The organism is Ruegeria sp. CDSA033 (assembly GCF_059612305.1).
Genome location: NZ_JBXWQI010000004.1, coordinates 176,315 through 199,952, shown reverse-complemented (window position 1 = coordinate 199,952; position 23,638 = coordinate 176,315). Strand labels below are relative to the sequence as shown.

At 56.5% G+C, this 23,638-nt stretch carries 18 protein-coding genes; 10 read left to right on the top strand and 8 right to left on the bottom strand.

The genetic code is table 11. The features are described from left to right. Positions 1–6: 6 nt before the first annotated feature. From AC2FLA_RS07815 to AC2FLA_RS07770, 10 genes are all read left to right on the top strand, one after another. Entirely contained in the window at positions 7–1,725 is a 1,719-nt protein-coding gene (locus AC2FLA_RS07815; protein ID WP_496721534.1) for a dynamin family protein, read from the top strand. Positions 1,726–1,757: 32 nt separating this feature from the next. Next, a complete protein-coding gene (locus AC2FLA_RS07810; protein ID WP_109311066.1) occupies positions 1,758–2,159 on the top strand; it encodes a hypothetical protein in 402 nt (133 codons plus the stop codon). Positions 2,160–2,182: 23 nt separating this feature from the next. Next, on the top strand, positions 2,183–3,043 hold the full coding sequence (locus AC2FLA_RS07805) for a hypothetical protein (protein WP_496721533.1): 861 nt from the start codon (positions 2,183–2,185) through the stop codon (positions 3,041–3,043). Positions 3,044–3,109: 66 nt separating this feature from the next. Continuing rightward, a complete protein-coding gene (locus AC2FLA_RS07800; protein ID WP_496721532.1) occupies positions 3,110–5,152 on the top strand; it encodes a dynamin family protein in 2,043 nt (680 codons plus the stop codon). After that, a complete protein-coding gene (locus tag AC2FLA_RS07795; protein WP_496721531.1) occupies positions 5,149–6,435 on the top strand; it encodes a dynamin family protein in 1,287 nt (428 codons plus the stop codon). Before AC2FLA_RS07800 ends, AC2FLA_RS07795 begins: the two co-directional genes overlap by 4 nt. A gap of 338 nt (positions 6,436–6,773) precedes the next feature. Then, complete coding sequence (locus AC2FLA_RS07790; RefSeq protein ID WP_496721530.1) at positions 6,774–8,936, top strand: serine/threonine protein kinase; 2,163 nt, start codon at positions 6,774–6,776, stop codon at positions 8,934–8,936. Between the two features lie 206 nt (positions 8,937–9,142). Continuing rightward, positions 9,143–10,132 carry an FHA domain-containing protein gene (locus AC2FLA_RS07785; protein ID WP_496721529.1) on the top strand — a complete coding sequence of 330 codons (990 nt, stop codon included), beginning with the start codon at positions 9,143–9,145 and terminating at the stop codon, positions 10,130–10,132. Positions 10,133–10,135: 3 nt separating this feature from the next. Further along, the gene (locus AC2FLA_RS07780; RefSeq protein WP_496721528.1) at positions 10,136–10,921 is read left to right on the top strand and encodes a PP2C family protein-serine/threonine phosphatase; all 786 of its coding nucleotides are present in this window, start codon (positions 10,136–10,138) and stop codon (positions 10,919–10,921) included. A 22-nt stretch (positions 10,922–10,943) separates the two neighbouring features. Continuing rightward, on the top strand, positions 10,944–12,206 hold the full coding sequence (locus AC2FLA_RS07775; RefSeq protein ID WP_496721527.1) for a peptidoglycan-binding protein LysM: 1,263 nt from the start codon (positions 10,944–10,946) through the stop codon (positions 12,204–12,206). A gap of 45 nt (positions 12,207–12,251) precedes the next feature. After that, positions 12,252–13,361 carry a peptidoglycan-binding protein LysM gene (locus AC2FLA_RS07770; RefSeq protein ID WP_496721526.1) on the top strand — a complete coding sequence of 370 codons (1,110 nt, stop codon included), beginning with the start codon at positions 12,252–12,254 and terminating at the stop codon, positions 13,359–13,361. A gap of 275 nt (positions 13,362–13,636) precedes the next feature. Here AC2FLA_RS07770 and AC2FLA_RS07765 read toward each other — a convergent pair whose 3' ends face one another. The 8 genes from AC2FLA_RS07765 to AC2FLA_RS07730 form a co-directional block, all read right to left on the bottom strand. Next, entirely contained in the window at positions 13,637–15,850 is a 2,214-nt protein-coding gene (locus AC2FLA_RS07765; RefSeq protein WP_496721525.1) for an NADP-dependent isocitrate dehydrogenase, read from the bottom strand. Positions 15,851–16,061: 211 nt separating this feature from the next. Next, on the bottom strand, positions 16,062–17,237 hold the full coding sequence (locus AC2FLA_RS07760; RefSeq protein WP_496721524.1) for a tetratricopeptide repeat protein: 1,176 nt from the start codon (positions 17,235–17,237) through the stop codon (positions 16,062–16,064). A 124-nt stretch (positions 17,238–17,361) separates the two neighbouring features. After that, a complete protein-coding gene (locus AC2FLA_RS07755) occupies positions 17,362–18,387 on the bottom strand; it encodes a trans-3-hydroxy-L-proline dehydratase (RefSeq protein WP_496721523.1) in 1,026 nt (341 codons plus the stop codon). Positions 18,388–18,396: 9 nt separating this feature from the next. Next, the gene (locus tag AC2FLA_RS07750; RefSeq protein WP_496721522.1) at positions 18,397–19,635 is read right to left on the bottom strand and encodes an NAD(P)/FAD-dependent oxidoreductase; all 1,239 of its coding nucleotides are present in this window, start codon (positions 19,633–19,635) and stop codon (positions 18,397–18,399) included. Next, positions 19,632–20,564 carry a 4-hydroxyproline epimerase gene (locus AC2FLA_RS07745; protein ID WP_496721521.1) on the bottom strand — a complete coding sequence of 311 codons (933 nt, stop codon included), beginning with the start codon at positions 20,562–20,564 and terminating at the stop codon, positions 19,632–19,634. Before AC2FLA_RS07745 ends, AC2FLA_RS07750 begins: the two co-directional genes overlap by 4 nt. Further along, a complete protein-coding gene (locus tag AC2FLA_RS07740) occupies positions 20,555–21,514 on the bottom strand; it encodes a dihydrodipicolinate synthase family protein (protein WP_496721520.1) in 960 nt (319 codons plus the stop codon). Before AC2FLA_RS07740 ends, AC2FLA_RS07745 begins: the two co-directional genes overlap by 10 nt. 135 nt (positions 21,515–21,649) lie before the next feature. Beyond that, positions 21,650–22,708, bottom strand: coding sequence for an ABC transporter ATP-binding protein (locus tag AC2FLA_RS07735; protein ID WP_496721519.1), 1,059 nt, complete (start codon positions 22,706–22,708; stop codon positions 21,650–21,652). Continuing rightward, positions 22,705–23,511, bottom strand: a complete 807-nt coding sequence (locus AC2FLA_RS07730) for an IclR family transcriptional regulator (RefSeq protein ID WP_496721518.1) — start codon at positions 23,509–23,511, stop codon at positions 22,705–22,707. Before AC2FLA_RS07730 ends, AC2FLA_RS07735 begins: the two co-directional genes overlap by 4 nt. Positions 23,512–23,638: the final 127 nt, after the last annotated feature.

The following is a 23,638-nucleotide window of genomic DNA, read 5'->3' as shown; positions in this document are numbered from 1 at the left end:
AGCGATATGGCAAAAGACTCACAAACCCGTTTCGTCTCGCCCAAGGCATGGGAACGCATTGAGCAGTGGTCCCGCCGCAAGCCGATCTTTGCGCTTATGGGAGAGTTCAGCGCCGGCAAATCCACGCTGATCAACTTTCTGCTTCGGTCGCACACGCTGCCGACTCAGGTGACTGCCACGCAGTTGCCGCCCGTCTGGTTCAGCTGGGGCCAGAAATCTGCGTATGTGCAGCGCCATGACGGCACACGCGAAAACATCGAATTGGATGCGTTGGAGTCTGTCGGCGTCAATGACGCCCAGTTCGTGCGTATTTTCCTTGAGTCCGACATTCTCGAGGCGGTCGATTTGATCGATACGCCCGGCATCTCGGACCCCAAGATTTCAACTGATGTCTGGCGTCGCGCCGTGGGTCAGGCCAATGGGGTGCTGTGGTGCACACACGCTACCCAGGCCTGGCGCGAGACCGAACGGGCGACATGGGTCGCGCTGCCGGAGCGGTTGCAACACAACTCGCTGTTGTTGGTCACCCGCGCGGATACACTGGGCGCGAAGGACCGCCAGAAGGTGTTGCGCCGGGTCAACCGCGAGGCAGGTCATCTGTTCAATCGGTCGATTTTGTTCTCGGCCCGCGATGCGATTACCGCACGTGACAAGAGCGGTGATGCCGAACTGTGGGGACGCAGTGGCGGCGGCAAGATGGTGGACAGCTTTCTTGAGATCACCGAACAGATCATGGACAACCGGGCAGACATGCTGGCGCGTTACCAGATCGACAACAGCCTTGCTCATATGCCCAGTGTGCAACCTGTCCGACCACGCAAACCCGCCGAGAGCCCAGAGCAGCCTGCGCCGCTAAAGCTGGTCGATCCCGTTCAGGACGAAAATCTGCAGGACGAAGTCGTAACGAGCTTTCCGGTCCGTCCTGCCCGGGTCGAGGCACGCTCAGGCGACACTGAACGCGCACCCCGCATTGACGCGGATGAGGCCGAACGGTTGCGGGCTGAAATGACCGCTATCCCGGAAGAGACCACACCTGAAACCGATCAGGACGAATTGCGCTCTTTTTTCCGGGAAACGCCCAGTCAGCCTCTGAATTTGGCCGATGTTGCCGAGATCCCTTCCGAAGAAAACGCGTTTCTTGAACTGGATGACGAGGATTTCGACGAAGAAGAGACCTTGGAACTGGAAGCCGAGGGTGAAGGCGAGGCAAATCAGCCTGACACCGCCTCCGATGGTCAGGATCACTTGTTGGCGTCGATCGAGGATAAGCTGGCTGACGCAGCTGAAGATGCTGTATCCGAAAACCCAGAAGCAGACGCACAACGCGCTGACACATCTGTGTCGTCAATCGTTGCATTGCTCGCCGAGCAATCGGATGGTGCAGCCGATGAGTTCGAACTGGAACCCGAAACCAACGGCCTGATCGAAACACAGGTCGTGCCTATGTCAAACGGAACGTCCGAGACAGGGCCCGAGGCTGAATCCTTAGAGAAATTGCTGAATGCGGACGCCGGATCAACACTCAGCGCATCGGCGATGTGGCGCGAGATCACCGCTGGTGAGGATCTTCCCGACGACTCGGAAGGCCTGAAAAAGGTTTTCATGGCCTTCCTGGAAGAGTTCGACAAGATCGCCGCTGAACACGGCGCCCGCGACGAAAAAAAAGACGTTTCAACGCTTCCGAAAGCCGGGAACAAGGGCGGGGCTGAATGGCATGTTTTATAATGTGAAACCAAGGTAGAAGGACGGGAAGCCCGATGTCTATCGAAGCCGCACTGAAATCTGCGATGGAAACGATACCCGACTGCGTCGCAGCCGGGTATGTCGACATGGAAACAGGGATGTTATTGGGGACCAGTGTCCGCGATCAAGAAGACGCCGAAGTGCTGGACAGTCTCGCGCTTGCAGTGGCGAACCTGTTTCAGGGCGGCGGCGTGGGTGCTTTTGAAGCCTTGCTGCGGAAATCGGGTAATGCTGATACCGAAAATCCGGGATTTGGGGAAATCGCGGTGTTTTCAAAGGATCGGTTGAACATTTTCTTGCGGACGCAGGCCTATCCGGATCATGTGGTCTGCTACATCTGTCGCAACAGCGCGAATGTAGGATTGGCACTGACAAAATCGCATCTCAGTCTGGGGCCCGTCGCGGCCGCAGTTTAGACGGGACCAGAGGGGGTCACGGCATGATGGATACAAACATACTCGATTTGCTCGAGGACATTGGGCGATCATCGGTTGCCCGGCTGGAGCCAGCCGTCGCGCTTGCTGGTGACACTGCGCTTGAGCGTCGCGAAAAGGTGTTGCAGTCCATCCGTGGCACTGTTTTGCCGCGTCGGTTGGAGTTTACGGCTGCCAATGGGGATTGTCTCGCGATTGAGGTCAACAGCTCTCGGGTTACTGATGTCTTTCGTGTCCGATCCGGCGTTGCGCCTGATTTTGAGACTGAAGAGCGCGATACGCTGGCTGGCCAATTGGCACAGTTGGTAACCGATATTGCCGCGGCGCCTGCACCGCTCAACCTGATATCTCTGCGGCCGGACGCCACGCTGGAAGCGGACGATGTCGGAATCACTTTTAGCGAAATCGCTAGTGCTTGCACGATGATCGAAATGCCTGCTGAACCCGTCATAGCGGTCGTTCCGGACACTGCCGAGCCCGTAAATGACGTGGCACGAACAGATGATGCCAGCGATTTGGCCAACCAGTTCTATCTCGGCAGCCAGCGGTTGGCTGTTGGGCGCATCCAGGTCAAAGCTGAAGGCGGGGAAATGGTTCAGTCTGACGGCGATTGTAGTGAAGATCAGCCATTACATGCAGATGAAACTTTGCTGGCGCAGTTCGCACGTGACCTGTCGGGCTGGGATGATGACGCTGCCGCCGCGCTGGATCATCCGCAACTGATCGTCATGCGTCCGTCCGGCGGTAAAGGTTCTGGTTTGGCCGTCCTGAATGACGGCAAGGAATTCTCCATGGTCGTTCACGAGGCGCGCAAGCTAGGCGCCATTGTGAATCTGTGGACATCTCTGACGGAACGTTCCGAATGATAGCGCCCGTAATATTCAATTTTTCGACTAATTCAATCTGTGATTGCAAGTACCCAGGGTAACAGTATGAGTGAAAATAACCGTCGTGAGTTAATTCGAATCGCCGAAGACATGAACGGGGTCAGTAACGACGAGACCCGCCAGTTTATTTCGCGCATTGTAGGCGATCTTTCAAATCTGAAACCGTCAATTGCATTTGTCGGGCAAATCAAGGCTGGCAAGTCCCGCCTTATCAACGGGTTTACGGGGCAGGCCGAATACCTGCCCTCGGATGTTAATCCGTGGACGACCGTGATCACCGACATGCATTTCGGTCACCCCTCGGGTCGGACCCAAGGGGCCGAATTTCATTTCTTCGATAACCGTCAGTGGCAGGCGCTGATCGCCGAGGGCGAAGAGCTGCGCAACATGTTCCCCGACGACGAGGACAGCTATAAGCGCGAGATGATCGAAGAGCAGGTCGACGCGATGAAAACCCGCGCCCAACTGCGATTAGGCGACAGCTATGAGCAGTTGCTGGGTCAGCATCACGATCTGGAGCATCTGAACTCGGACGATCTGGCCCGTTATGTTTGTGCGGGTGACGATCCGACCGACAGCGAAGAATACGACCCCGGTTCAGATCGGGGACTGTACAGTGACATAACGCGCAAGGCCGAGGTCTACTTTGACATTGGCCATTTTCCGTTCCCGCTGACGGTCACGGATACGCCCGGCGTCAACGACCCGCTGTTGATCCGCGAAGAAATCTCGCGCCAATACCTCAAGGAATCCGATTTCTTTGTTGTTGTATTGTCCGCGCATCAGGCCCTGTCCCGGGCGGATCTTAAACTGTTCCGCCTGATGCAGGCACTGGAACTGGGGCAGATCGTCGTCTTCATCAACCGCGTGGACGAACTGGGCGGCGGCGCTGAGGACGCTGGAAAAGTCCGGACGGACGTGTTGGATGGCCTGGAAAAAGCCCTGGGCAACTCGGACATTGATGTTCTGATGGGCAGCGCCCAATGGGCCCATTATGCCTTGACCGGTGACGATACCGGCGTGAACCACGATCACGTTCTGGCTTGGCTGCGCGCCCATCCCGAGCAGATGAGACAATATCTGGACGGTGTAGAAGAGATCAAACAGGGTCCCGGCCCAATCAGCCGTGAGGGCGTTTTGCGCTTTGCCGCAATGATCGCCTCTGGTCTGCCCGATCTGCGCCGCCATGTTACGCACGCCTTGACCCAAGGGCCCCGTGACGAACAGCTCAAGATGGCCTGGCAGCACCTTAACAGTTTTGCGCAAGGTGAACTGGAACGGTCCAAGGCCCATCTGCGCGTAATTGACGACGAAAACTCCGCCGACATGACCGACGGCGACGAAAACGACAAAACATTGGCCGAGCTGCGCGCGCTGGTTTCGCAAAAAACCACACAGATTATTGACGATATGGATGATGTGTTGGCCAATCTTCGCGGCGTCATGGATGACACTGTATCCGAAGCCGTTTCCGCCGTTGTCCGCGGACCGAATGGCGATTCCCCCTTGTTGGCCAAGGGCGGAGACACCGAATTGAACTTTTCGCCGCTGCGGGATCGCATGCGCGAACTGGTTCAAGGTGCAACACAAGTGGTGCGGCAGAGAATGCTGAGCGAACTTTATGCCGTCGACATGAACAGCAATGCGGCGCTTCGCGCCCTGCCCGGCTGGCAAGACCCGACCGACAGTCGGATGAACACCAGCGCGGTTCGGTGGTTCCGCCCGGATACCACCGCACTGACGCGGGGCATTACCGTAGAATTGCGCGTAAGCTGGCTGTCCCGTCTGATTTCGCGTAAAAGTGTGGTCGCTCGGGCCGAGCGGATGATCGTTCAGGAATTCGAAATGATCGGGGACGATCTGGTAGACACGGCCCGGTCCGATCTGCTTGAGCGTCTTAACACCGTTCTTGACCATTATCTGGCATTGTTGGCCGGACATCTTGAACAACGGGTCGGAACCGGCCAAACCAATGTGCGTGCAGAAGCACAGGCAGCATTCGATCAGGCGCAACGTGTTGCCGATGATCTGGATGCGGTATTCGGCGGCAATAGCGCCGACAAGAAATTAGCAGAGGCTGCGGAATGATTGAATTTCCCGGAACCGAACAGGAAGTACGCAAGCTTGAACGCTTCCTGACCGCCACCGAAAACCTGCCGTCAGAGGCAGGTCTGGACAAGATGCGCGAGCGCGCCTTGTTTCATGCCGAACGGCTTTCGAATGCGGTCAATATCGGTTTTGCCGGGGAATTTGGGGCCGGGAAATCCAGCCTCGCAAACATGCTGGCCGGGGCGGACATTCTGCCGACGGGTCCGCAGCATCTGAAACTGCCATTAGTTATCGTGGCATACGCGGATGCACCGGAAACCACGGTTGGCTGGTGGGACAAAGAGCCCAAAGTTTATTCCGGCATTGCGCTGGAAAAAGCCGCGGCTGATAGTCCTGATTTTATTTCAGTCGGGTTGAATACCCCTGCCCTGCAAGAGATCTCATTGTTCGATCTGCCGGGAACCGGCGCACTGGATGACACCTACAAGTCCACTCTGGAACTGCTGTCCTATGTCGATTGTGCCATCTGGTGCACGAATGGAACCAATGCCTGGCGTGAGACTGAGCGCCACCTGTGGGCACAAGTTCCGCAAGAGTTGCGCTCGAACAGCTTGCTGGCCGTAACCCACGCGGATCTCCCCCCGGTTCGGGATGCTCTGGACCGTGTTCTGCACCGGTTGGAAAAAGAAAAAGGTAAATTCTTTCGGTCTGTCGTACCAATCGGCACACCGGTCGCCGTCAAGGCCATGGCGCAAGAACCCGAGCCTGATTTTGATCTGTGGGAGACCTGTGGCGGTCAAAATCTGGCCGAACAGGTCCTGCAAGTCGCATCCGAGCGCCGTTTGAAGGATTTGGAAGCTGCCCGAAATGACATCGAGCAAGAGTTTCTTCCGTTTCTGGCCAGCCTGAACATCGCAGAAGCTGAACCAGCGCAGGTCGAAGCGCCCTCGATCCATGCGACGCTGGAATCCGCCCTGCCTCCGCTTGAAAACCCGATCCTTGAAGACTGGCTGGCGGCAATTGCCAGCATCTATGACGACTTGCGCGAGACATCGGATATCGAACCGGCCGCATTCCTGAACAGCTGTCAGGAAATCGTCGAAGATTTTGCAGAGCGTCTGGAGCAAGGGGGCGAAATTGCCACCGAAGCTGACTGGATTCCCGGTGAGTTTGAAAAGGCCACTGATCTTCTTTTGCTGCTGCAATTCGAAAGCGGTGACGCGCCACTGAACGACGCGATAAGCATCCTCGCCCAGCTCAGCGACAACCTCGCCTGGGCCGGCAGCCGCGTCGATTCCGTTCAGGCAAAAACCGGAACCTGACGCCTACCCGTTTTAATTGAGCCGCAATGCAGCGATTCGAAGCCCTCAGAATCGCGCGTTTATTGTTTCGGATTTAGTGACCAATCCGCAAAAAACAGGCACTCAGTCCGCAAGTTTTGCCGCCATAGAATCAACATTTAGATTTCTACATGGAAAATGGCACCACATATGGATTTTCTTTGCGATGGGTTCTTAGTGAAGCCATCAGGCGGCCCCAATAAAGTCAAATTTGAAACGTCTAACGTACATGAGTGTCCTGCGGTTGTGTTTGGTTGTGAGTTCGCGGGCTGAAAGCCCAGTTAAGTAAGCCGCAAAACGATTAGAACGGGCGGAAAGAAATGAGCCACAACCAGGCCGTCGGCGCGACGCACGACGAACCGAAAATTGAAGGTCTTCAACCAGGCGCCAAGCTTTTGCGCGGGCAGTACGAGATCCTGCGCTTTATCAGCAATGGCGGATTTGGGATCACCTATCTTGCGCGGGACAGTCTGGAACGCGAAGTTGTGATCAAAGAGTGCTATCCCGGTGCCCTTTGCCGTCGTAACGGCGATATGGTTGAACCGGTCGAGCCGGACTACAAGGACGATCTGCGCGCAATCATCGACTTGTTTATCCTCGAAGCACGCAATCACGCCCGCTTGGTACACCCCAATATCGTCGACGTTCATCAGGTGTTCGAAGACAACGAGACCGCTTATATCGCGATGGATTTTATCCGTGGCTGCGATCTGCTGGACTATGTTGAAGACTCCAAAAACAAGGCTGGTCCGGACTTTATCGTTCAGGTCACTGAAAAAATGCTGTCGGCGGTGTCTTTCATACACCAAAGCGGCATGCTGCACCGCGATATTTCGCCCGACAACATCCTGATCGACGAAAATGGTGATCCGGTGCTGATCGACTTTGGCGCCGCGCGCGAACAGGCTGCGCACCAGTCCGCCGCGCTGATGACCCTGCGGGTTATCAAGGATGGTTATTCGCCGCATGAGTTTTATGTACGCGGCGCGGAACAAGGGCCAAGCAGTGACCTCTATGTTCTTGCAGCGACCCTGTATCACGCCATCAGCGGCGAACGTCCGATCGACGGTCAGACCCGCCTGAACGCATTCAACAACGGTCAGACGGACCCCTACACACCGCTGGCGGGGCGTTTCGAAGGTTACCCCGACGGGTTCCTGGAAGCCATTGACAAGGCGATGGAAGTTCACGCAACGGATCGCCTGCAGACCGCGTTAGATTGGCTACGCATGTTCCGTGGCCCCGGCGTGATGTTCGACAGCTTTGACTATCGGCCGGTGTCGGTGATCGTGGCGATGGACCAGAAAGACGAAGAAGAAGAAAAGGCCAGGATCAAGGCTGAAAGCGAAAACGCCGAAGCCGTTGTCACCGCATTGCTTGCCGGAAACACGGACATTGCACTGGGCAATGAAGACAAGAACGACGACGGGCTCGCTACGTTCACATCGAAGGATGAAGCTCCGGTCGCGGTGGATACCGTGGTCAAAAGCGGATCCAGTGGTGCAGGAAAAATTATAGCGGGTGTGGCCGTGGTCGCCGCTTTGGCGGCGGGCGGGTTCTTCCTGATGTCCGGAGAGGAAACTCCAGCCGAAGATTCCGCATCGACCCAGGAACCCGTGGCGACAGAAGCGGTGGAAGAAACCGCCGCAGTCGAAACACCCAAGCAGGAACCGGTCGAGCAAGTAACCGCAGCCGAAGTGGAGCCGGCACCAGAACCAACAGAGCCCACGCAGGCCGAGGTCGCATTCACTCCAGAGCCTGTCGAGCAGGCGCAAGAAGATCCGGTTGCCACGGAGCAGGAAGAAGCTGCGGCGACGGAAACGGCTGAAGCCGCGACCGTCGAGCCGACGCCACTTGTTCCGGCTGAACCGGTGAACCTGGCAGAACAGCAGATCGCATTCTCTCACTGGGACGTAGACATCCCGTTTCAGACATCACGTCGCCGGGCTTCGACCGGTAACGTGATTGCGGTCACTGGTGTTGACCAGGATTTAGACGCGTCAATTGTGGGTGAGTGGGTCAAGCGCGGCGCCACGATCTTTACTCTGAATGGCAAACCGGTGCAGGCGGATACGACTTTTGCCGCTCAGGTGTTGAACGATCTGCAGGTGGACCCGGACGGCTACATCCGCGTTTCTGCCCGCTATCGCACATTGGGTGAAACCCGCCCTCAGAACGGATTGTTGGCACTGCCCGCTATGCGCGTGTTGGGTCTGGAAAACGGATACGTATTTACAATTCAGAACACAGGCGGTGCGGGTTGGAAAACAGTTCTAAGCTCGGTTCCGCCCGAGGCGGCAGGCAGCTTGCAGGAAGGGGATGTCCTGGTCGCAGAGACAAATTCGGGCACTGGCATTGATGGCTCGGACAGCCTTGATGTTTTGTTGGCCAAACTCGTTTCCGAAAACCAGCCGCAAGCCCGTTTCAGCGTTTTGCGCAGTGGGGTCGAAACGAATGCTGACATGCCCTTAGCGCAGGAGTGACCTGACCGGTTCGTGTGTGATCTGCCAGTAAGTGTTTGCTGAGGGTTGTGCCAAAATTCGGCACCCCTGACGGGAACCGGCCCGTCGCGGAAGTAGAAAGTGACGTGTTATCAGAACTATCCACGCCGTTGTGCAACCGCGCACAGAGGTAAGAAGCAGCCCCATGGGACCGTTGTCCTGTGCCAAGAAATAAAGGTGTCGACACCATGTTCAAATACAAAAGCCCTCTTAGCCGGCTTCTCGAAGGTGCCGGCAAACCGAAAGAGAACGAAGCCGAAGAAGCGGTAGCGCCAGAGGCGGAAAAGGCCGAACCAATCGCCGATTTCAATGCCCTGCGCGAAGCGCTGGCAGGCGGCAATATGTCCTCGGACAGCTACGAAGAAACCGGTGAGTTGGTGCCCGAAGAGAAAATGCCGGAATTCTCTGAGGAAGACGTAGCAGATGCAACTGAGGCTGAAGATGATGTCGTCGTCGCTGAAGTTATCGCAGAAGTTCAGGACGTGGCAGACGAAGTACCCGCGCTCGAAGAAGAAACCGTGTTGACGCTGCACTCGGCAGTTGAGGAAGAAGTCGAAGAGATTGTCGAGCACGAGGTACTTGAAGTCGAGGAACCCGAGCCGGAACAGATCATCGAGGTAATCGCTGACGAACCCGCCGCAGAACCGGTGCCAGAAGCACCGGTCGCCGAAGAACCACTGGCTGAAGTTGCACCGGTTCCGCAGCCCGCGGCTGCCGAAGATCGTCGTGGTCGCGTCAAGACAACCTTCCTGGGTTTCGAACGCGCCGACACGCATGTGCAGGACCTGATCGAGACAGCAGAACCTGCAGCCAAGACAGACAATGCCGAACAGTCTTTCCCGGTTGGTTGGCTGGTCATCACTGGTGGTCCGGGCCGGGGTGCGAGCGTAACACTGACCGAGGGCTTGATGCAGATTGGCCGCAACGACGATCAGGCCATTCAGCTCGACTTTGGAGACACTGGTATTTCCCGCAGCAACCATGCGGTGATTGCTTATGACCCCGAGGACCGCAAATGTTATCTGGGACACGGCGGCAAGGCCAACCTGGTGCGCTTGAACGGCAAGCCGGTTCTCAGCACCGTCCCACTGTCCAGCGGGGATCTGATCCGCATCAGTGAAACATCAGTCCGCTTTGCCGCCTTCTGTGACGATGGCTTTGACTGGCGGGATTCCTAATAGATGCTGGCGACACCGGCATATGATATTGCGTTGATCCTGGACAAGGGCCAGCGTGACACGCAGGAGGACGCGGTTGCTTCGCGCACGTTCGATGCGGCGAATGCAAGCTATGTCGTCGTCGCTGACGGCATGGGCGGGCATGCGGCAGGTGAAGTCGCCTCGGACCTTGTGATCCAGGCCTGGCGTGACGCGTTAGATGCCGAGCTTGAAGGTTCAACGACACCCGAGTCCGCTTTGATCGACGCGTTGCCCCTTGCGGCAATGCAGGCCAATGCATCCATCGCCGGCTATTCCGAGGAACAAGGTACCGGATTCAACATGGGCTCAACCATGTTGGGCACTTTGTTGTTGGGCCAACGGCTGTTTTGGATTTCGATCGGCGACAGCCCGCTTTACTTGTTCCGGGACGGAGAGCTTTCGCAGATCAACGAAGATCACTCGATGGCACCCATGATTGATGCGCAGTTGGCCGAAGGCACTTTGACCGAGGCCGAAGCGTTGGCACATCCTGACCGCAACCAACTGACTTCGGTCATCATGGGTGCGGCAATTCCAAAAGTCGATTGCCCGGAAACCCCGTTGGACCTGACACCTTCGGACGTTTTGGTTCTGGGAAGCGACGGCCTCCAATATCTCAGCAACGCTGAAATTCAGTCCATTCTTCAATCCAATGCCAGCGGGCTTGCACAAGACATCGCCGGGGCGCTGCAGGCCGCGCTGAACGCTAAGGGCGACCCGGATCAGGACAACATCTCAATCGGTGTTGTCAAACTTACAAAAAACTAAACAAGGCAAAGCAACAGGACCCATGAGAAACCATCTGATCATATCAAGCCTGGCACTTGCTGCCGCAGCGGGCACTGCCTCGGCGCAACAGGCGTGCTCAACCTACGAAATCCAGCGCGGCGACAGCCTGCGTGAGCTTACGATCGAAGTGTATTCGACCGAAGACTTTCGTATCATTTTCGATGCAAACCGGGACGTGATCGGCAATAACCCGAACATCATCCGGGTGGGTGACGTTCTGACCATGCCTTGTCTGGAAGAGATCGGTCGCGTACCGGCCGCTCCGCAGACCGAAGCCGAGGCCATGGCCGCGGAAATGGCAGCCGAATTGGTCAAGGCCGCCGAGAATCGCGCGGCGAAAGCCATCGCCGAGGCGGAAGCCCGCGTTGCCGATGCCGAAGCAGAAGCCAAAAAGGCAAGCGAAGATGCAGTGATCGCCGCAAAAGCGGCCGCCAAGGACGAGATCGAAGCCGCCCGGGCAGAAGCCGCAGCGCTGATCCGTAATGCAGATGCCGGCGAACGCCCGGAAATCCGGGACCGTCAGTTGTTGCTTATCACTGGCGGTGATTATGCACCGTTCACCGACGAGGCGCTGCCCAATCGCGGGCTCTACACCTACCTTGTCGAAACAGCGATGCTGCGCGCCGCGCCCGAACAGTCCTATAAGATCCAGTTCGTCAACGACTGGTCCTCGCATCTGGACCTTTTGATGCCTACACTCGCTTTCGATGGCACCTTCCCCTGGTCGCGTCCAAACTGCGAAGAGGCCGGGGCGCTTTCTGAAAAAGATCGCGCGCGGTGCGATACATACAACTTCTCTAACCCGTTCTACGAAGTCGTGGACACGTTCTTTGCCCGCGACGGCTCGGGCTATGAGCAAACCCTGACCTATGCCGACTTCGCCGGGACAACCATCTGTCGCCCGGAAGGCTGGTCTTTGTCGCACATGGATACGGTCGGGTTGTACGAACCGGCAATCTCGCTTTTGCGCCCGGTTTCACCCGATGACTGCTTTCACGCACTTATGAACGGGACAGCCGATATCGTCGCGATCGAAGCTCATCTGGCTGTCGAGGCAATCGGACGGCTGGGCTATGAACACCGTATCATCGAGAACCCCAATCTGGCGGCTATCAAGTCGCTTAACGTCATGACCCACAAAGACAATCCGGATGGGGAAGCGATCCTTGAGACGCTCAATCAGGGTCTGGCGATCATGCAGCAATCCGGAGAGTGGCGAGACATCGTGGCAGCCGCTCTGCGTCATCAAATGGAAAATGGTTAAGGCGCCATTTAGCCTAACTATAAGAAAAGTCTAGAGGAAGTGGACATGTTTGAATTCAACCTTAAGAAAGTTGTAATGTCGGCCACCGCCGTCACCGCTCTGAGCGCCGGCGCCGCCGCTGCGCAGGAAGCTTGTACTAACTATACCGTTGTTGACGGCGACACGATGGCGACTATCGCGATCGCAGCTTACGGCACATCGAACTATCAGCCGATCTTCAACGCGAACCGAAACGTCATCACCAATCCGAACGCGCTTGCGCCGGGCCTGGTTCTGGCCCTGCCCTGCGAGGACGGTAGCCTGCCGAACGGTCAGACCGCTCAGGAAATCATCGCGGCAGAAGAAGCCCGCGCTGCGAGCGTCCAGCGTTCAAGCGTCTATCAGCCGCCGATCAAACTGGTTACCGGCAACGGCTGGGCACCTTTCGCGGATGAAACGCTGAACGGTGGCGGCGCGATCACCCGTCTGGGCACAACCGCACTGCAGCGTGGCGGCAACGCACGCGACTATTCGGTCAGCTTCGTGGATGACTGGAATTCGCATCTGGAAACACTGCTGCCGCTGGGGGCGTTCGACGTCTCTATGGCTTGGAACATGCCGGACTGCACAAACCGCACCTATGAATGGTCCTGGGAAACCGAAGTGCGCTGCACTCAGTTTGACTCGTCAGTTCCTGTCTATGACATCGTGGTCGGTTTCTACACTCTGCCTGAAAGCAACTTCGCAAGCGCCACGTCGTTTGATGAGTTGAAGGATGCCACCATCTGCCGTATGGACGGCTGGTTCATCCACGATCTTGAGCAGGAAGGCCTGCACAACGGCGAGACCATTACGCTGATGCAGCCGATCACCGCGCGCGAATGCCTTGACGCTGTTTTGACTGGCACCGCTGACGTTGCAACTTTCGAAGTTCAGCTGTTCTCAGACACAATGGTTGAAATGGGTCTGAACCAAAACGATTTGACCGAAAATCCTTTCGTGACAACGCTGTCTTCCCTGCGCTTTATCAGCCACCGCAGCAATCCGTTCGGAAAGCAGTATCTGGCGATGCTGAACAAAGGTCTGAACGAGATGCGTGAATCCGGTGAATGGTACGCCGTTGTCTCGGACACGTTGCGTGAGCACAACGAAAAGCTGATGGCAGCTTCCAACTGATAATTCGGAAATCCGAACGCCGTGGGCCGGTCATGCGACCGGCCCTTTTTCCTTTTTTCATTAGAACCTAAGAATTTTGGACCTAAAAACTCCTTGAGTACGGGAATCCCCTAATTTCCAAAACTCATGGATTAGTTAACGTGAAATCAACTACACCGGTGAGGCTTCGGCCTGACCACTCACTCAAAAAAGGGCCGACTTTGGGGGTCGGCCCTTTTTTCTATTGATCTCACCAATCCGAAAACACCCACGCCGCAAAGCGTGGGTACTGTTTATCAGCCGATGATCGCGTTCAGTGTCGCGCTGGGGCGCATTACCGCTGCGGTCTTGGCAGGATCGGTGTGGTAGTATCCACCGAGATCCGCGGCAGCACCCTGAGCGGTCGCCAGCTCAGACAGGATCTGACCTTCGTTATCCGCCAGCTCTTTTGCGATCGGCGCGAATTCTGCTGCCAATTCAGTATCATCCGATTGCGCGGCCAGAGCCTCAGCCCAATAGCGTGCGAACCAATAGTGGCTGTCGCGGTTGTCCGGCTGTCCAACTTTACGGCTGGGCGATTTATTGTTGTCCAAGATGCCTTGCGTGGCCGCTTCGGCCGCGGCACCCAGAACACCCGCTTTGGCGTTGCCCTTGTTGTCCGCCAGGAAATTCAGCGATTCACCTAAAGCACAGAACTCACCCATCGAGTCCCAGCGCAGGTGGTTTTCCTCGACCAATTGCTGCACGTGTTTCGGAGCGGACCCACCCGCACCAGTTTCGAACAGACCACCGCCATTCATCAGCTTTACAATCGACAGCATCTTGGCCGACGTGCCCAGTTCCAGAATCGGGAACAGGTCAGTCAGGTAGTCGCGCAACACGTTGCCCGTGATAGCGATGCTGTCCTTACCTGCCGTGATGGTTTCCAACGACTGGCGGGTCGCCTCGCGCGGAGCCATGATCAGGAAGTTGTCGGCCACACCAGCCGCTTCAAGCGCCGGTTTGACGTATTTGATCAGTTCCGCATCGTGGGCGCGGTTGGCGTCCAACCAAAAGATGGACTCGGACCCGGTCAAACGCTGACGGTCCATGGCCAACTGGATCCAGTTTTCGATCGGAGCTTTCTTCACAGTGCAGGCGCGCCAGATGTCGCCCTTTTCAACGTCATGCGAATGCAGCGTCTCGCCATTGGCCAGAACGATGCGGATGGCACCGTCGGCCGGCGCTTGGAACGTTGTTGGGTGCGAACCGTATTCTTCCGCTTTTTGCGCCATCAGGCCGACGTTGGCGACAGCACCGACAGTTGCAGGGTTCAGCGCGCCATTGGCTTTGAAAAAGTTGATGCTCTCATCATAAACCGATGCATAGCAGCGGTCGGGGATAACACAATTAGTGTCGCCCTTGGCACCGGCCTCGTCCCAGCCTTTGCCGCCTGCCCGGATTATGGCGGGCATCGACGCATCGATGATCACGTCTGACGGCACGTGCAAGTTGGTGATGCCTTTGTCACTGTCGACCATATACATGGACGGGCGATCACCTTTGATCGCGTCGATGGCGGCCATGATGTCGGCATTGCCCTGAACACGTTCCAGCAAATCGCCCAGACCAGAATTAGGGTTTACACCCAAAGCGTCCAGTTCAGCGCCGAACTTTTCGAATACCGGGGCCAGCCAGGCTTTGACTGCAAAGCCAAAGATGATCGGGTCCGAGACCTTCATCATCGTGGCTTTCATGTGCAGTGAGAACATGGTGCCGTCTTTCTTGGTGTCCTCAATCGCATCTGTCAGGAAGGATGAGAGCGCCTTGACGGACATGAAAGTGGCGTCAGCAACTGTGCCCTCGGCCAGCGGCCAGGCGTCTTTCAGGATAGTGACGCTGCCGTCTTTGCCGACGAATTCGATCTTGGCATCACCGGCCTGAGTGGCGGTAATGGTGGCGGACTTCTCGTTAGCGTAGAAATCATTGCCAGACATCGACGACACTTTGGTTTTGCTGTCCGACGCCCACTCCCCCATCGAATGCGGGTTCTTCTGAGCATAATTCTTCACCGCACGCGCCGCGCGACGATCCGAGTTACCTTCGCGCAGTACCGGGTTCACAGCCGAGCCTTTGATAGCGTCGTAACGCGCACGGATCGCCTTTTCTTCATCGGTCGATGACTCTTCGGGGTAGCTCGGGATATCGTAGCCTTGTGACTGCAGCTCTTCGACAGCCGCCACAAGTTGCGGAACCGATGCCGAGATGTTTGGCAGCTTGATCACGTTGGCGTCCGGCGTTTTCACCAGCTCGCCCAATGCGGCCAAATCGTCGGTGATGCGCTGTGCATCAGTCAGTTTTTCTGGAAAGGTCGAGAGAATACGACCGGCCAGCGAAATATCCTTGGTGCCAACACTGACACCCGCGGCGTTAGCAAACTTGCGAATGATGGGCAGGAACGAGGCGCTGGCCAGTTCGGGCGCTTCGTCTACAATGGTATACAATATGTCGAAGTTCGAGTTATCTGCCATATTCTTTTACCTTTTTTAAGCCTTTCGGGGCGTGCGATCCTAGAGTGTGCCACAAACGGGTAGCGAAGGATGGGCGCGTTTATCCAACCGCCCAACGGTGACTCTGTGTTGACAAGGTCTCCCATAAATCACGATTGGCTTGGGATCAATCGTCTAAACGGGGCGCAAATTGCCACGGGTATGAGAATGTGGATGGAGGTTATCGCCAAAACTACTGAGCACCAGTTGTGAGGGTTTTTACTGGCGCTACTTTTTCCGGTAGCCCGAACGCCATGAAGCCGCTTTGTTTTTCGAGTTGACCGAGGTAATCTGCGATTGCGGCGTTCAAATGCTCAACAGAACCGGCGTCCGCCTCGCGCGGAACCGAGGTTCCGAATTTTCGCATGACTAGTATCGAAATGTAGCGACCATTTTCTCCGGTTTCCTCAAGGAAACCTTGGAGTACGGACATGGCAAGGTCCGGCCTGCCAAAGGCAGCAAGCAGCATGTAGCGGTGCAACCACTCTTCATCTTGACCCAAAGCATACCAATTCGAGGTTTTGCGATACCATCGCTTGTAGAAAGCCATTTCGGCCCAGTCTCGCTGAACAGCGTAATCTGCATATTCGTTTACAAATTCAATGCCTTTGTCTTCGTCGCCGATTTTCAGATGTATCAAGGCTGGTATAAACAACTCGTAATTTTCGCCAGGCTCCAGCCGAGCGAGCGTCGCAGATGCCGTAAGAGCGCTTTCATGATCTCCTGTGACATTCAGATCGTAGTTCAAACGAGCACTATGCACCCATGTTTGATCGGGCCAACGCTGTTCAGCTTGTGCCAGAAACTGTTCGACCGCGTCGTGTCCATTTATGTCGTAGTGAGCATTGATCAGTACTGTTCCCCCGCGCCCATAACTCGGGTCGAGTTCCAGAACCCTCTCCAACCCATGAATGGCGGCTAGAGTGTTTCCTTGGCCCCTGTCGAACTGAGCCTTGTGAAACAATGCGTCAGTGCTGCTTGGGGCAAGCAACAGAGCTTTTTCATACGCTGTTTCAGCAGATTGGACGTCGCCTGCCGCGTCATATGCAACAGCACGCCACAATGTCGACTGTGGGTCGTCCTGAGCGAGAGCCAAAGCGCTGGTGTAGTCCGAAATTGCCTCTTCGTACTGTTCGCCGCTGTAGTACGCCCAACCACGAGATCTCAGCAGTGTGTTCCGGTTTTCTGGGGTAACACCCGCACCGTTCATCAAAGTTGTGCAGGCCGCGACCACATGTGACATGCCGCCTTTGTTGCCAAGGCATGACTGGGCCAGCTGCGTGTAACTTGGCCCGGATTTTGATGGTGAATTGAAGGACAGCAACAACGTGGCAATCACAATAGCCAAGGCGGCAAGACGAATGTGCATTACACCTCCAATCTGTTCAAAGCACTCACCTTAAGGTGGCAATCCAGAACCTATACTCAAGGAAAGGCGTCGCCAAATTTCTGTAATGAAACGGAAAAGACACAAGAGCAATTGCAGAGATTGATCAAACGCCCCAAGTGTCACTCAACCGATACCCACCCGGCCAAGGGTCGTCTGGGTCAAGCATGTGCTGATGGGTTCCGGTGATCCAGCCGCGCCCGCTGATTGCTGGGATGATAGCGGGTTGGGCGCTAACCTGCGTTTCCCGAACAATCCGCCCGGTAAAGTGCGAGCCGATGATCGAAACAGCTTCGAAGGTTTGCCCGACCGTCATCTGCCCTTTGGCCGCCATTAGCGCCATACGTGCAGATACCGCTGTGCCAGTGGGCGAGCGGTCAACCTTTCCGGGCTGAATGGCAACGGCAGATTTACCGCGCCAACCAGTCGGGGTTTTTTCAAGCGGGCCGCAAAAGGCGCAAAAGGAAATGTGGGTCCAATCCGGATTCTCGGGATGCGAAAACCCCAATTGCGCGTTGGCGGCATTCGTAATTGTAACGCCGGTCCGGGCGATTTCACGGGCTTCGTTTTGGGTTATGCCAAACCCCAGCTTAGCGGCGTCTACAACCACGAAACTGTCGCCTCCAAAAGCCGTATCAACAGTCAGCGTGCCCAAACCCGGAACCTCTAACGGGACAGAGAGCTTACCCGCAAAACTGGGGAGGTTCTGCACGTGGATCCGTTCTGCCTTGCCGTCCCGGCATTCAGCGCGCACGCGAACCAGGCCTCCGGGCGCTTCAAGCGTCAGAGTGGTCACGGGTTCTTGCATCGGGATGATCCCGCCATCCAGCAATACCGTGGCAATACAGATCGAGTTTGAACCAGACATGGGTGGAGTGTCCTCGGGCTCCATAATGATAAAGGCGGCGTCAGCATCCGGATGTTTGGGCGGAACCAGAAGATTGACATGACGAAACACACCGCCTCTCGGTTCGTTCAGTACGAAATTTCGTAACGTTTGATTGTTGGCAATATGCGTCCGTTGTTCCCAGATCGTGTCACCGGGCGGCGGCGAGACGCCGCCAACGATGACGTCGCCGACCTCGCCTTCGGCATGGGCCGACACGACATGAATGGTCTTAGTGCTGCGCATATCCCCTCCTTAAAATCGGGTGGCGGCGTAAGGCGATATTGATATTGGTGGGTCTTGCCCATCGACCAGCGCCCCGACGACTTCCGCAGTTCCCGCAGATTGGGTCAGGCCCAAATGCCCGTGCCCGAAGGCGTAAACGACATCCGCCGATTTACGAGACGGGCCGATCACCGGAATGCTGTCCGGCAACGATGGACGATACCCCATCCATTGCGCGCCACCTTCGGTTTTTAGTCCAGGCAGGAACGCCGCCGCCTTTTCCAACAAAATATCGGCGCGCTTGTAGTTTGGCGGTAAGGTTAACCCGCCCAGTTCGACCGCCCCTCCGACGCGCACGCCGCCATTTATTTTGCTGGCAACAAAGCCGTGGCGCGAGAATGTTAGGTGCATACGCAAGTCAAATGCGCCTTCCGGCAAAGTCGTATTGTATCCACGTTCGGTTTCCAGTGGGATGCGATCGCCCAATGTTTGCACTATGTGGTGAGACCAGGCACCTGCGGCAACCACCACCTTGCTCGCTTCAATTGTTCCGTCCGCGCATCCGACCCGCACACCATTTTCCTGCGGTGACAGGGTTCGGATATCTTTCCGTTCAATCCGACCGCCGCGACCCTGAAAGACCTCAGCAAGGTGTTCGACCCATCGTTTTGGATCAACAGTGTTCAGCCAGTTCGGCGTAAATCCGGCATGGGTGAACCGAGGGCTGAGGCCTGGCTGCATCTCGGCAATTGCGGCCGGGCTTTCAAGCAGTTCAAATTCGATCCCGTGTTCGCGCCGCAATTTCCATGTCGGCAAACTGGCGCGATATTCGGCCTCGCTTTCATACAACTGCATCTGTCCATCGCGTTGCAGCAAGCGCTCGCCATCGACGGTTGATATCAGCTGATCAAGCGCAGTTTTGGAAAACGCCATCAAACTGGCTTGCGCACCAAGCAAGTTTTCATAGCGGTCCGCTCGGCTGGCGCGCCAAAACCGGTACATCCACGGCGCAATTTTCAAGGCGTGGGCCGGCGGAATGGACAGTGGGCCCAACGGATCCAACAACCAATTCGGTGCTTTGCGCATGATGCCGGGCGTGGCTAGTGGTTCGACCTCAGAAAAGGCAAACGCTCCGGCGTTACCGGCTGATGTTTCGGCCGCGATGCCCTTGCGGTCCAGGACAAGTACGGAATGGCCCCGTCGTTGCAGTTCGAGCGCGGCCGTAATCCCAATTACTCCGGCGCCGATGACAACGACTTGTAAGGTCATGTTTCGATCCCGGCTCTGAAAGGATCGTTTTCGTTGAACAACAACGTCGCTTCGGCCATGACGAATGCTTGCCCGGTGATCGAGGGGATAACACCGCCTTTTGGCCCGGGCTGGTAAGACAGCCGATAGGAACTGCCAATCACGCTTTGCTGGATGATCTCCTGACTCGGCGCCAAGCGCCCGTCGGCCGCCAGACAGGCCAGCCGAGCCGAACTGCCGGTTCCGCATGGTGAGCGGTCATAATTGTCATCCGGGCACAGAACGAAATTGCGACTGTGAACCGCCGGGTCCGGTGAAGATTCCTGTAAGATGACATGGTCAATTGGTTCGCCATTTTCGCCACCAACCCCTTGCGCGATCGAGGCTTCACGGATGGCGACCGTTACTTCCTCCAGTACGCGAATATTGGCAGGCTCGACCGGGATCGGGCTGGGGTCAACGATGAAGAACCAGTTGCCGCCATATGCAACGTCGCCTGTGACCTGGCCATAGTCCGCGACATCCAGGGTAATGGCCTGATGAACCCTGCGGCTTTCAATGTTAGTCACGGTAACGGTGTTTGCATCGTGCAGCTGGACTGTCACCACACCGGCGGGTGTTTCGATCCGGTGTTGGCCCACGTCGATTCGTCCCAGATGAGCCAATGTGACCGACAAACCGATGGTTCCGTGCCCACACATGCCCAAAACGGCGTCGACATCGAAATAGATCACACCAGTCACGCATGTCGGATCAACCGGCTCGACCAGCAACGCAGCGACCATGGCTGGCTGACCGCGCGGCTCTAACATGACAGAGCGATAGAACGCCTCATGCTCTGTCGCCAGCCGCTGTGCTCGTTCCGACAACGGCCCAGAGCCCAAATCGGGCGCGCCATCCAGAATGACACGCGTCGGCTCGCCGCCTGTGTGACTGTCGATCACGTGCATTCAGCGATCACCCCACCCTGTTTCGACCAATCGGCATACCAAGTCTGGAAAAGATCATATTGCTGTTCGCAATAGTTGCGTTGTGCATCCGTCAACTCATCCGTCTCGTTAAAGTGCAATTGGTATTCCTGTTCCCCGTTCAGGACCAACAAGTGCTTGTAATACAGCACCAGATCCGGGCCTTCGTCAAAGCTGGAAAGCACCTGAATCGCCTCGGTCAGTTCCAGCGCGCGCTGGCGGGCCTCAGCATTGCCTTGCGCCGCTTTTTTGGACAAAGCAGCCAGCAACAGCGCTTCGCGCGGCAAGGCTGTGCCAATCCCGGTGATCGACCCGGTTGCGCCGCAGTTTACGAAACCGTGGAAGACTTCGGTATCAACACCCACCATCAGGGTTACCTGATCATCCTGACTGGTAATGTTCTCGGCCGCATATCGCAGGTCGTCTTTGCCCCCAAATTCCTTGAAGCCAATCAGATTTGAATGTTCTGTGCGCAGAGCAAAGAACAGGTCGGCCCGCGTAGCAAAGCCATAATACGGACTGTTGTAGATGATCGCCGGAACATCGGGGGCGGCTGACAAGATCGCTTTGAAGTGGTTCTTCTGTGCGGCAGGTGAACTGCCGCGAGACAGAACGCGCGGAATGACCATCAGGCCGACTGCACCTATCTTTTGCGCATGTGCCGCAAGGGCCACGGCGGATTTGGTGTTGATGGCTCCGGTCCCGACCACAACGGGCAAACCCGCATCGACCAAACGCTCGACACCTTCCATCCGCTGTGCATCGGTCAACAAGGGCCAATCCCCCATCGAACCGCAATAGACCACCGCGGACATACCCGCGTCGATCATCTGCTTTCCTTTGTGCACCAACGCATCAAAGTCAGGCGTCCGGTCGGGTTTGCATGGTGTCATCAGAGCGGGCATCGTGCCGGTGAACACATTGGTCGACATTGGTAAATTCCTCGATGGCTGGGCGGTTACACACGCTTTTGGAATCGCCATAACGGATATTGGATACAAAATCCAGAAAAATTGAAAACGCGCCGGATCGATGATCGGGCGCGCTCAAATTACAAAATGGATTTTTCAGCGAAGGCGGTGACCTGTTTCGGGATCGAACAGCATCGCGCGCTCCGGTCGCACTGACAGCCCGATGCGTTCACCTTGTTTGCTGCGCTGATCTTCTCGTTCCTCGACAATCAGTTTATCGCCATTGGGCGTCAGAAGATACGTATAGCTCACGCCGCCAAGCGCTTCGGTCAGATCAACCGTGCAAGTGTCGCCTGCCCGGTCCACAGTGATGTGTTCCGGACGCATGCCAAGGGTCACTTTGTTCATCCCAGCAGGTACGTTTACAGGCACATCCAACGGTTCACTAAGAGCCAGGTGCGAGACCTTCCCATCGACAATATCGCAGTCAAGGAAGTTCATTGCAGGCGATCCGATGAACCCCGCTACAAACCGATTGTCTGGATCCCGATACAAGTCCATTGGCGCGCCGACCTGCTCGATCCGGCCATCGCGCAGCACCACGATCTTGTCGGCCATTGTCATCGCTTCGACCTGATCGTGGGTCACATAGATCATAGTCGCGCCAATTTCATTGTGCAGTCGCGCGATCTCGACCCGCATTTCTACGCGCAGCTCCGCATCAAGGTTGGACAGAGGTTCGTCGAACAAAAACACCTCGGGGCCCCGCACGATGGCACGCCCGATGGCGACACGCTGGCGTTGCCCGCCGGACAAGGCCTTGGGTTTGCGCTTAAGGTATTGATCCAACTTGAGGATGTTCGAGGCGTCTTGCACTTTCTTGTTGATCTCGGACTTGGGCACACCATTCATGCGCAATCCAAAGCCCATGTTCTCGGCCACGGTCATGTGCGGATAAAGGGCATAGGTCTGGAACACCATGGCTACGCCGCGCTTGGCCGGATCCATATGGGTCACGTCGCGTGCGCCGATATGGACTTGCCCTTCGGTCGTTTCCTCTAGGCCCGCTATCATCCGCAGCAAAGTGGATTTACCACAGCCCGAAGGGCCGACGAAGACACAGAACTCTCCATCTTCGATTTCCAGATCAATGCCGTGAATAACCTGCGTCTCGCCATACCGCTTGATCGCCTGGTTCAGAGTCACACCTGTCATGTTGCTTGCATCCTGTCTGTGTCGGCACTGGGACGGGTCTCAGGGAACCGCCAGGCCTGTGCTTCGGCTCCGATTTGTTCGGCCACACGGCGAACACGGGGAACCCAGGTTTCCAATTGGTCGAAATTCATCCGTTCGGTCGATCCGGTCACGGAAATCGCCCCCAACATCCGCCCGCCCGAGGTGAGGATAGGACAGGCAATGCAGATGATGCCGGGCTCATGCTCTTCGTCATCGACGGCATAGCCACGGTTGCGGATCAGGTCGAGATCGGCACGCAACGCCGCCTCCGAGGTCAGTGTCTTGTCGGTAAAGCGGTGGTAGCTTTGCTGGGACACTGCGCGGTTCAGCGCGGCCTCATCCAAAAACGCCATCATGGCCTTACCGACGCCGGTGCAATAGGCCGGGCCGACCTTGCCAGCCTGCGAATACATCTCAATCGGCTGGGCCGCATTGCGTTTATCCACATACAGCACCTGATTTGAATCGAGCTGCGCCAGATGCACCGTTTCCCCGGTTTCCCGGCTCAATGCATCCAGAAACGGTCGCGCAATTGGCGCGAGCGAGCTTTGTGTCCACGCTGCATGGGCTAGCCGAACCAGCCGCAACCCGGGCGTATATGTCTGTCGATCCGGATCATACGACAGCATTCCCTGATTGGTCAGCGTTTGCAGGAACCGATACAGGGTCGCCTTGGGGAAGTCGCTGCTTTCCAACAGCTCTGCGAATCGGACCGGGCGCGCGAACGCAGCCACCTGATCCAGCACATCACATGCTTTTCCTATTGTTCCGTCACCAGCCACGGATGCCTGTTCTCCTCCAATTAACCCATCGCAATCGGCACGAGGGTCTTGACAAGACTAACCGAGTTGATGTGTAGTTTTCAATATATAAAACACAGTTTCACTATTTGGAACTGCAAAGATATAA

Coding starts and splice junctions, on each gene's coding strand:
- AC2FLA_RS07755 (WP_496721523.1), bottom strand. CDS start 18,387: ATGCGCAGCACTAAGACCATTCATGTCGTGTCGGCCCATGCCGAAGGC.
- AC2FLA_RS07760 (WP_496721524.1), bottom strand. CDS start 17,237: ATGCACATTCGTCTTGCCGCCTTGGCTATTGTGATTGCCACGTTGTTG.
- AC2FLA_RS07765 (WP_496721525.1), bottom strand. CDS start 15,850: ATGGCAGATAACTCGAACTTCGACATATTGTATACCATTGTAGACGAA.
- AC2FLA_RS07780 (WP_496721528.1), top strand. CDS start 10,136: ATGCTGGCGACACCGGCATATGATATTGCGTTGATCCTGGACAAGGGC.
- AC2FLA_RS07785 (WP_496721529.1), top strand. CDS start 9,143: ATGTTCAAATACAAAAGCCCTCTTAGCCGGCTTCTCGAAGGTGCCGGC.
- AC2FLA_RS07815 (WP_496721534.1), top strand. CDS start 7: ATGGCAAAAGACTCACAAACCCGTTTCGTCTCGCCCAAGGCATGGGAA.
- AC2FLA_RS07735 (WP_496721519.1), bottom strand. CDS start 22,708: ATGACAGGTGTGACTCTGAACCAGGCGATCAAGCGGTATGGCGAGACG.
- AC2FLA_RS07775 (WP_496721527.1), top strand. CDS start 10,944: ATGAGAAACCATCTGATCATATCAAGCCTGGCACTTGCTGCCGCAGCG.
- AC2FLA_RS07745 (WP_496721521.1), bottom strand. CDS start 20,564: ATGCACGTGATCGACAGTCACACAGGCGGCGAGCCGACGCGTGTCATT.
- AC2FLA_RS07805 (WP_496721533.1), top strand. CDS start 2,183: ATGATGGATACAAACATACTCGATTTGCTCGAGGACATTGGGCGATCA.
- AC2FLA_RS07750 (WP_496721522.1), bottom strand. CDS start 19,635: ATGACCTTACAAGTCGTTGTCATCGGCGCCGGAGTAATTGGGATTACG.
- AC2FLA_RS07800 (WP_496721532.1), top strand. CDS start 3,110: ATGAGTGAAAATAACCGTCGTGAGTTAATTCGAATCGCCGAAGACATG.
- AC2FLA_RS07810 (WP_109311066.1), top strand. CDS start 1,758: ATGTCTATCGAAGCCGCACTGAAATCTGCGATGGAAACGATACCCGAC.
- AC2FLA_RS07770 (WP_496721526.1), top strand. CDS start 12,252: ATGTTTGAATTCAACCTTAAGAAAGTTGTAATGTCGGCCACCGCCGTC.
- AC2FLA_RS07740 (WP_496721520.1), bottom strand. CDS start 21,514: ATGTCGACCAATGTGTTCACCGGCACGATGCCCGCTCTGATGACACCA.
- AC2FLA_RS07795 (WP_496721531.1), top strand. CDS start 5,149: ATGATTGAATTTCCCGGAACCGAACAGGAAGTACGCAAGCTTGAACGC.
- AC2FLA_RS07790 (WP_496721530.1), top strand. CDS start 6,774: ATGAGCCACAACCAGGCCGTCGGCGCGACGCACGACGAACCGAAAATT.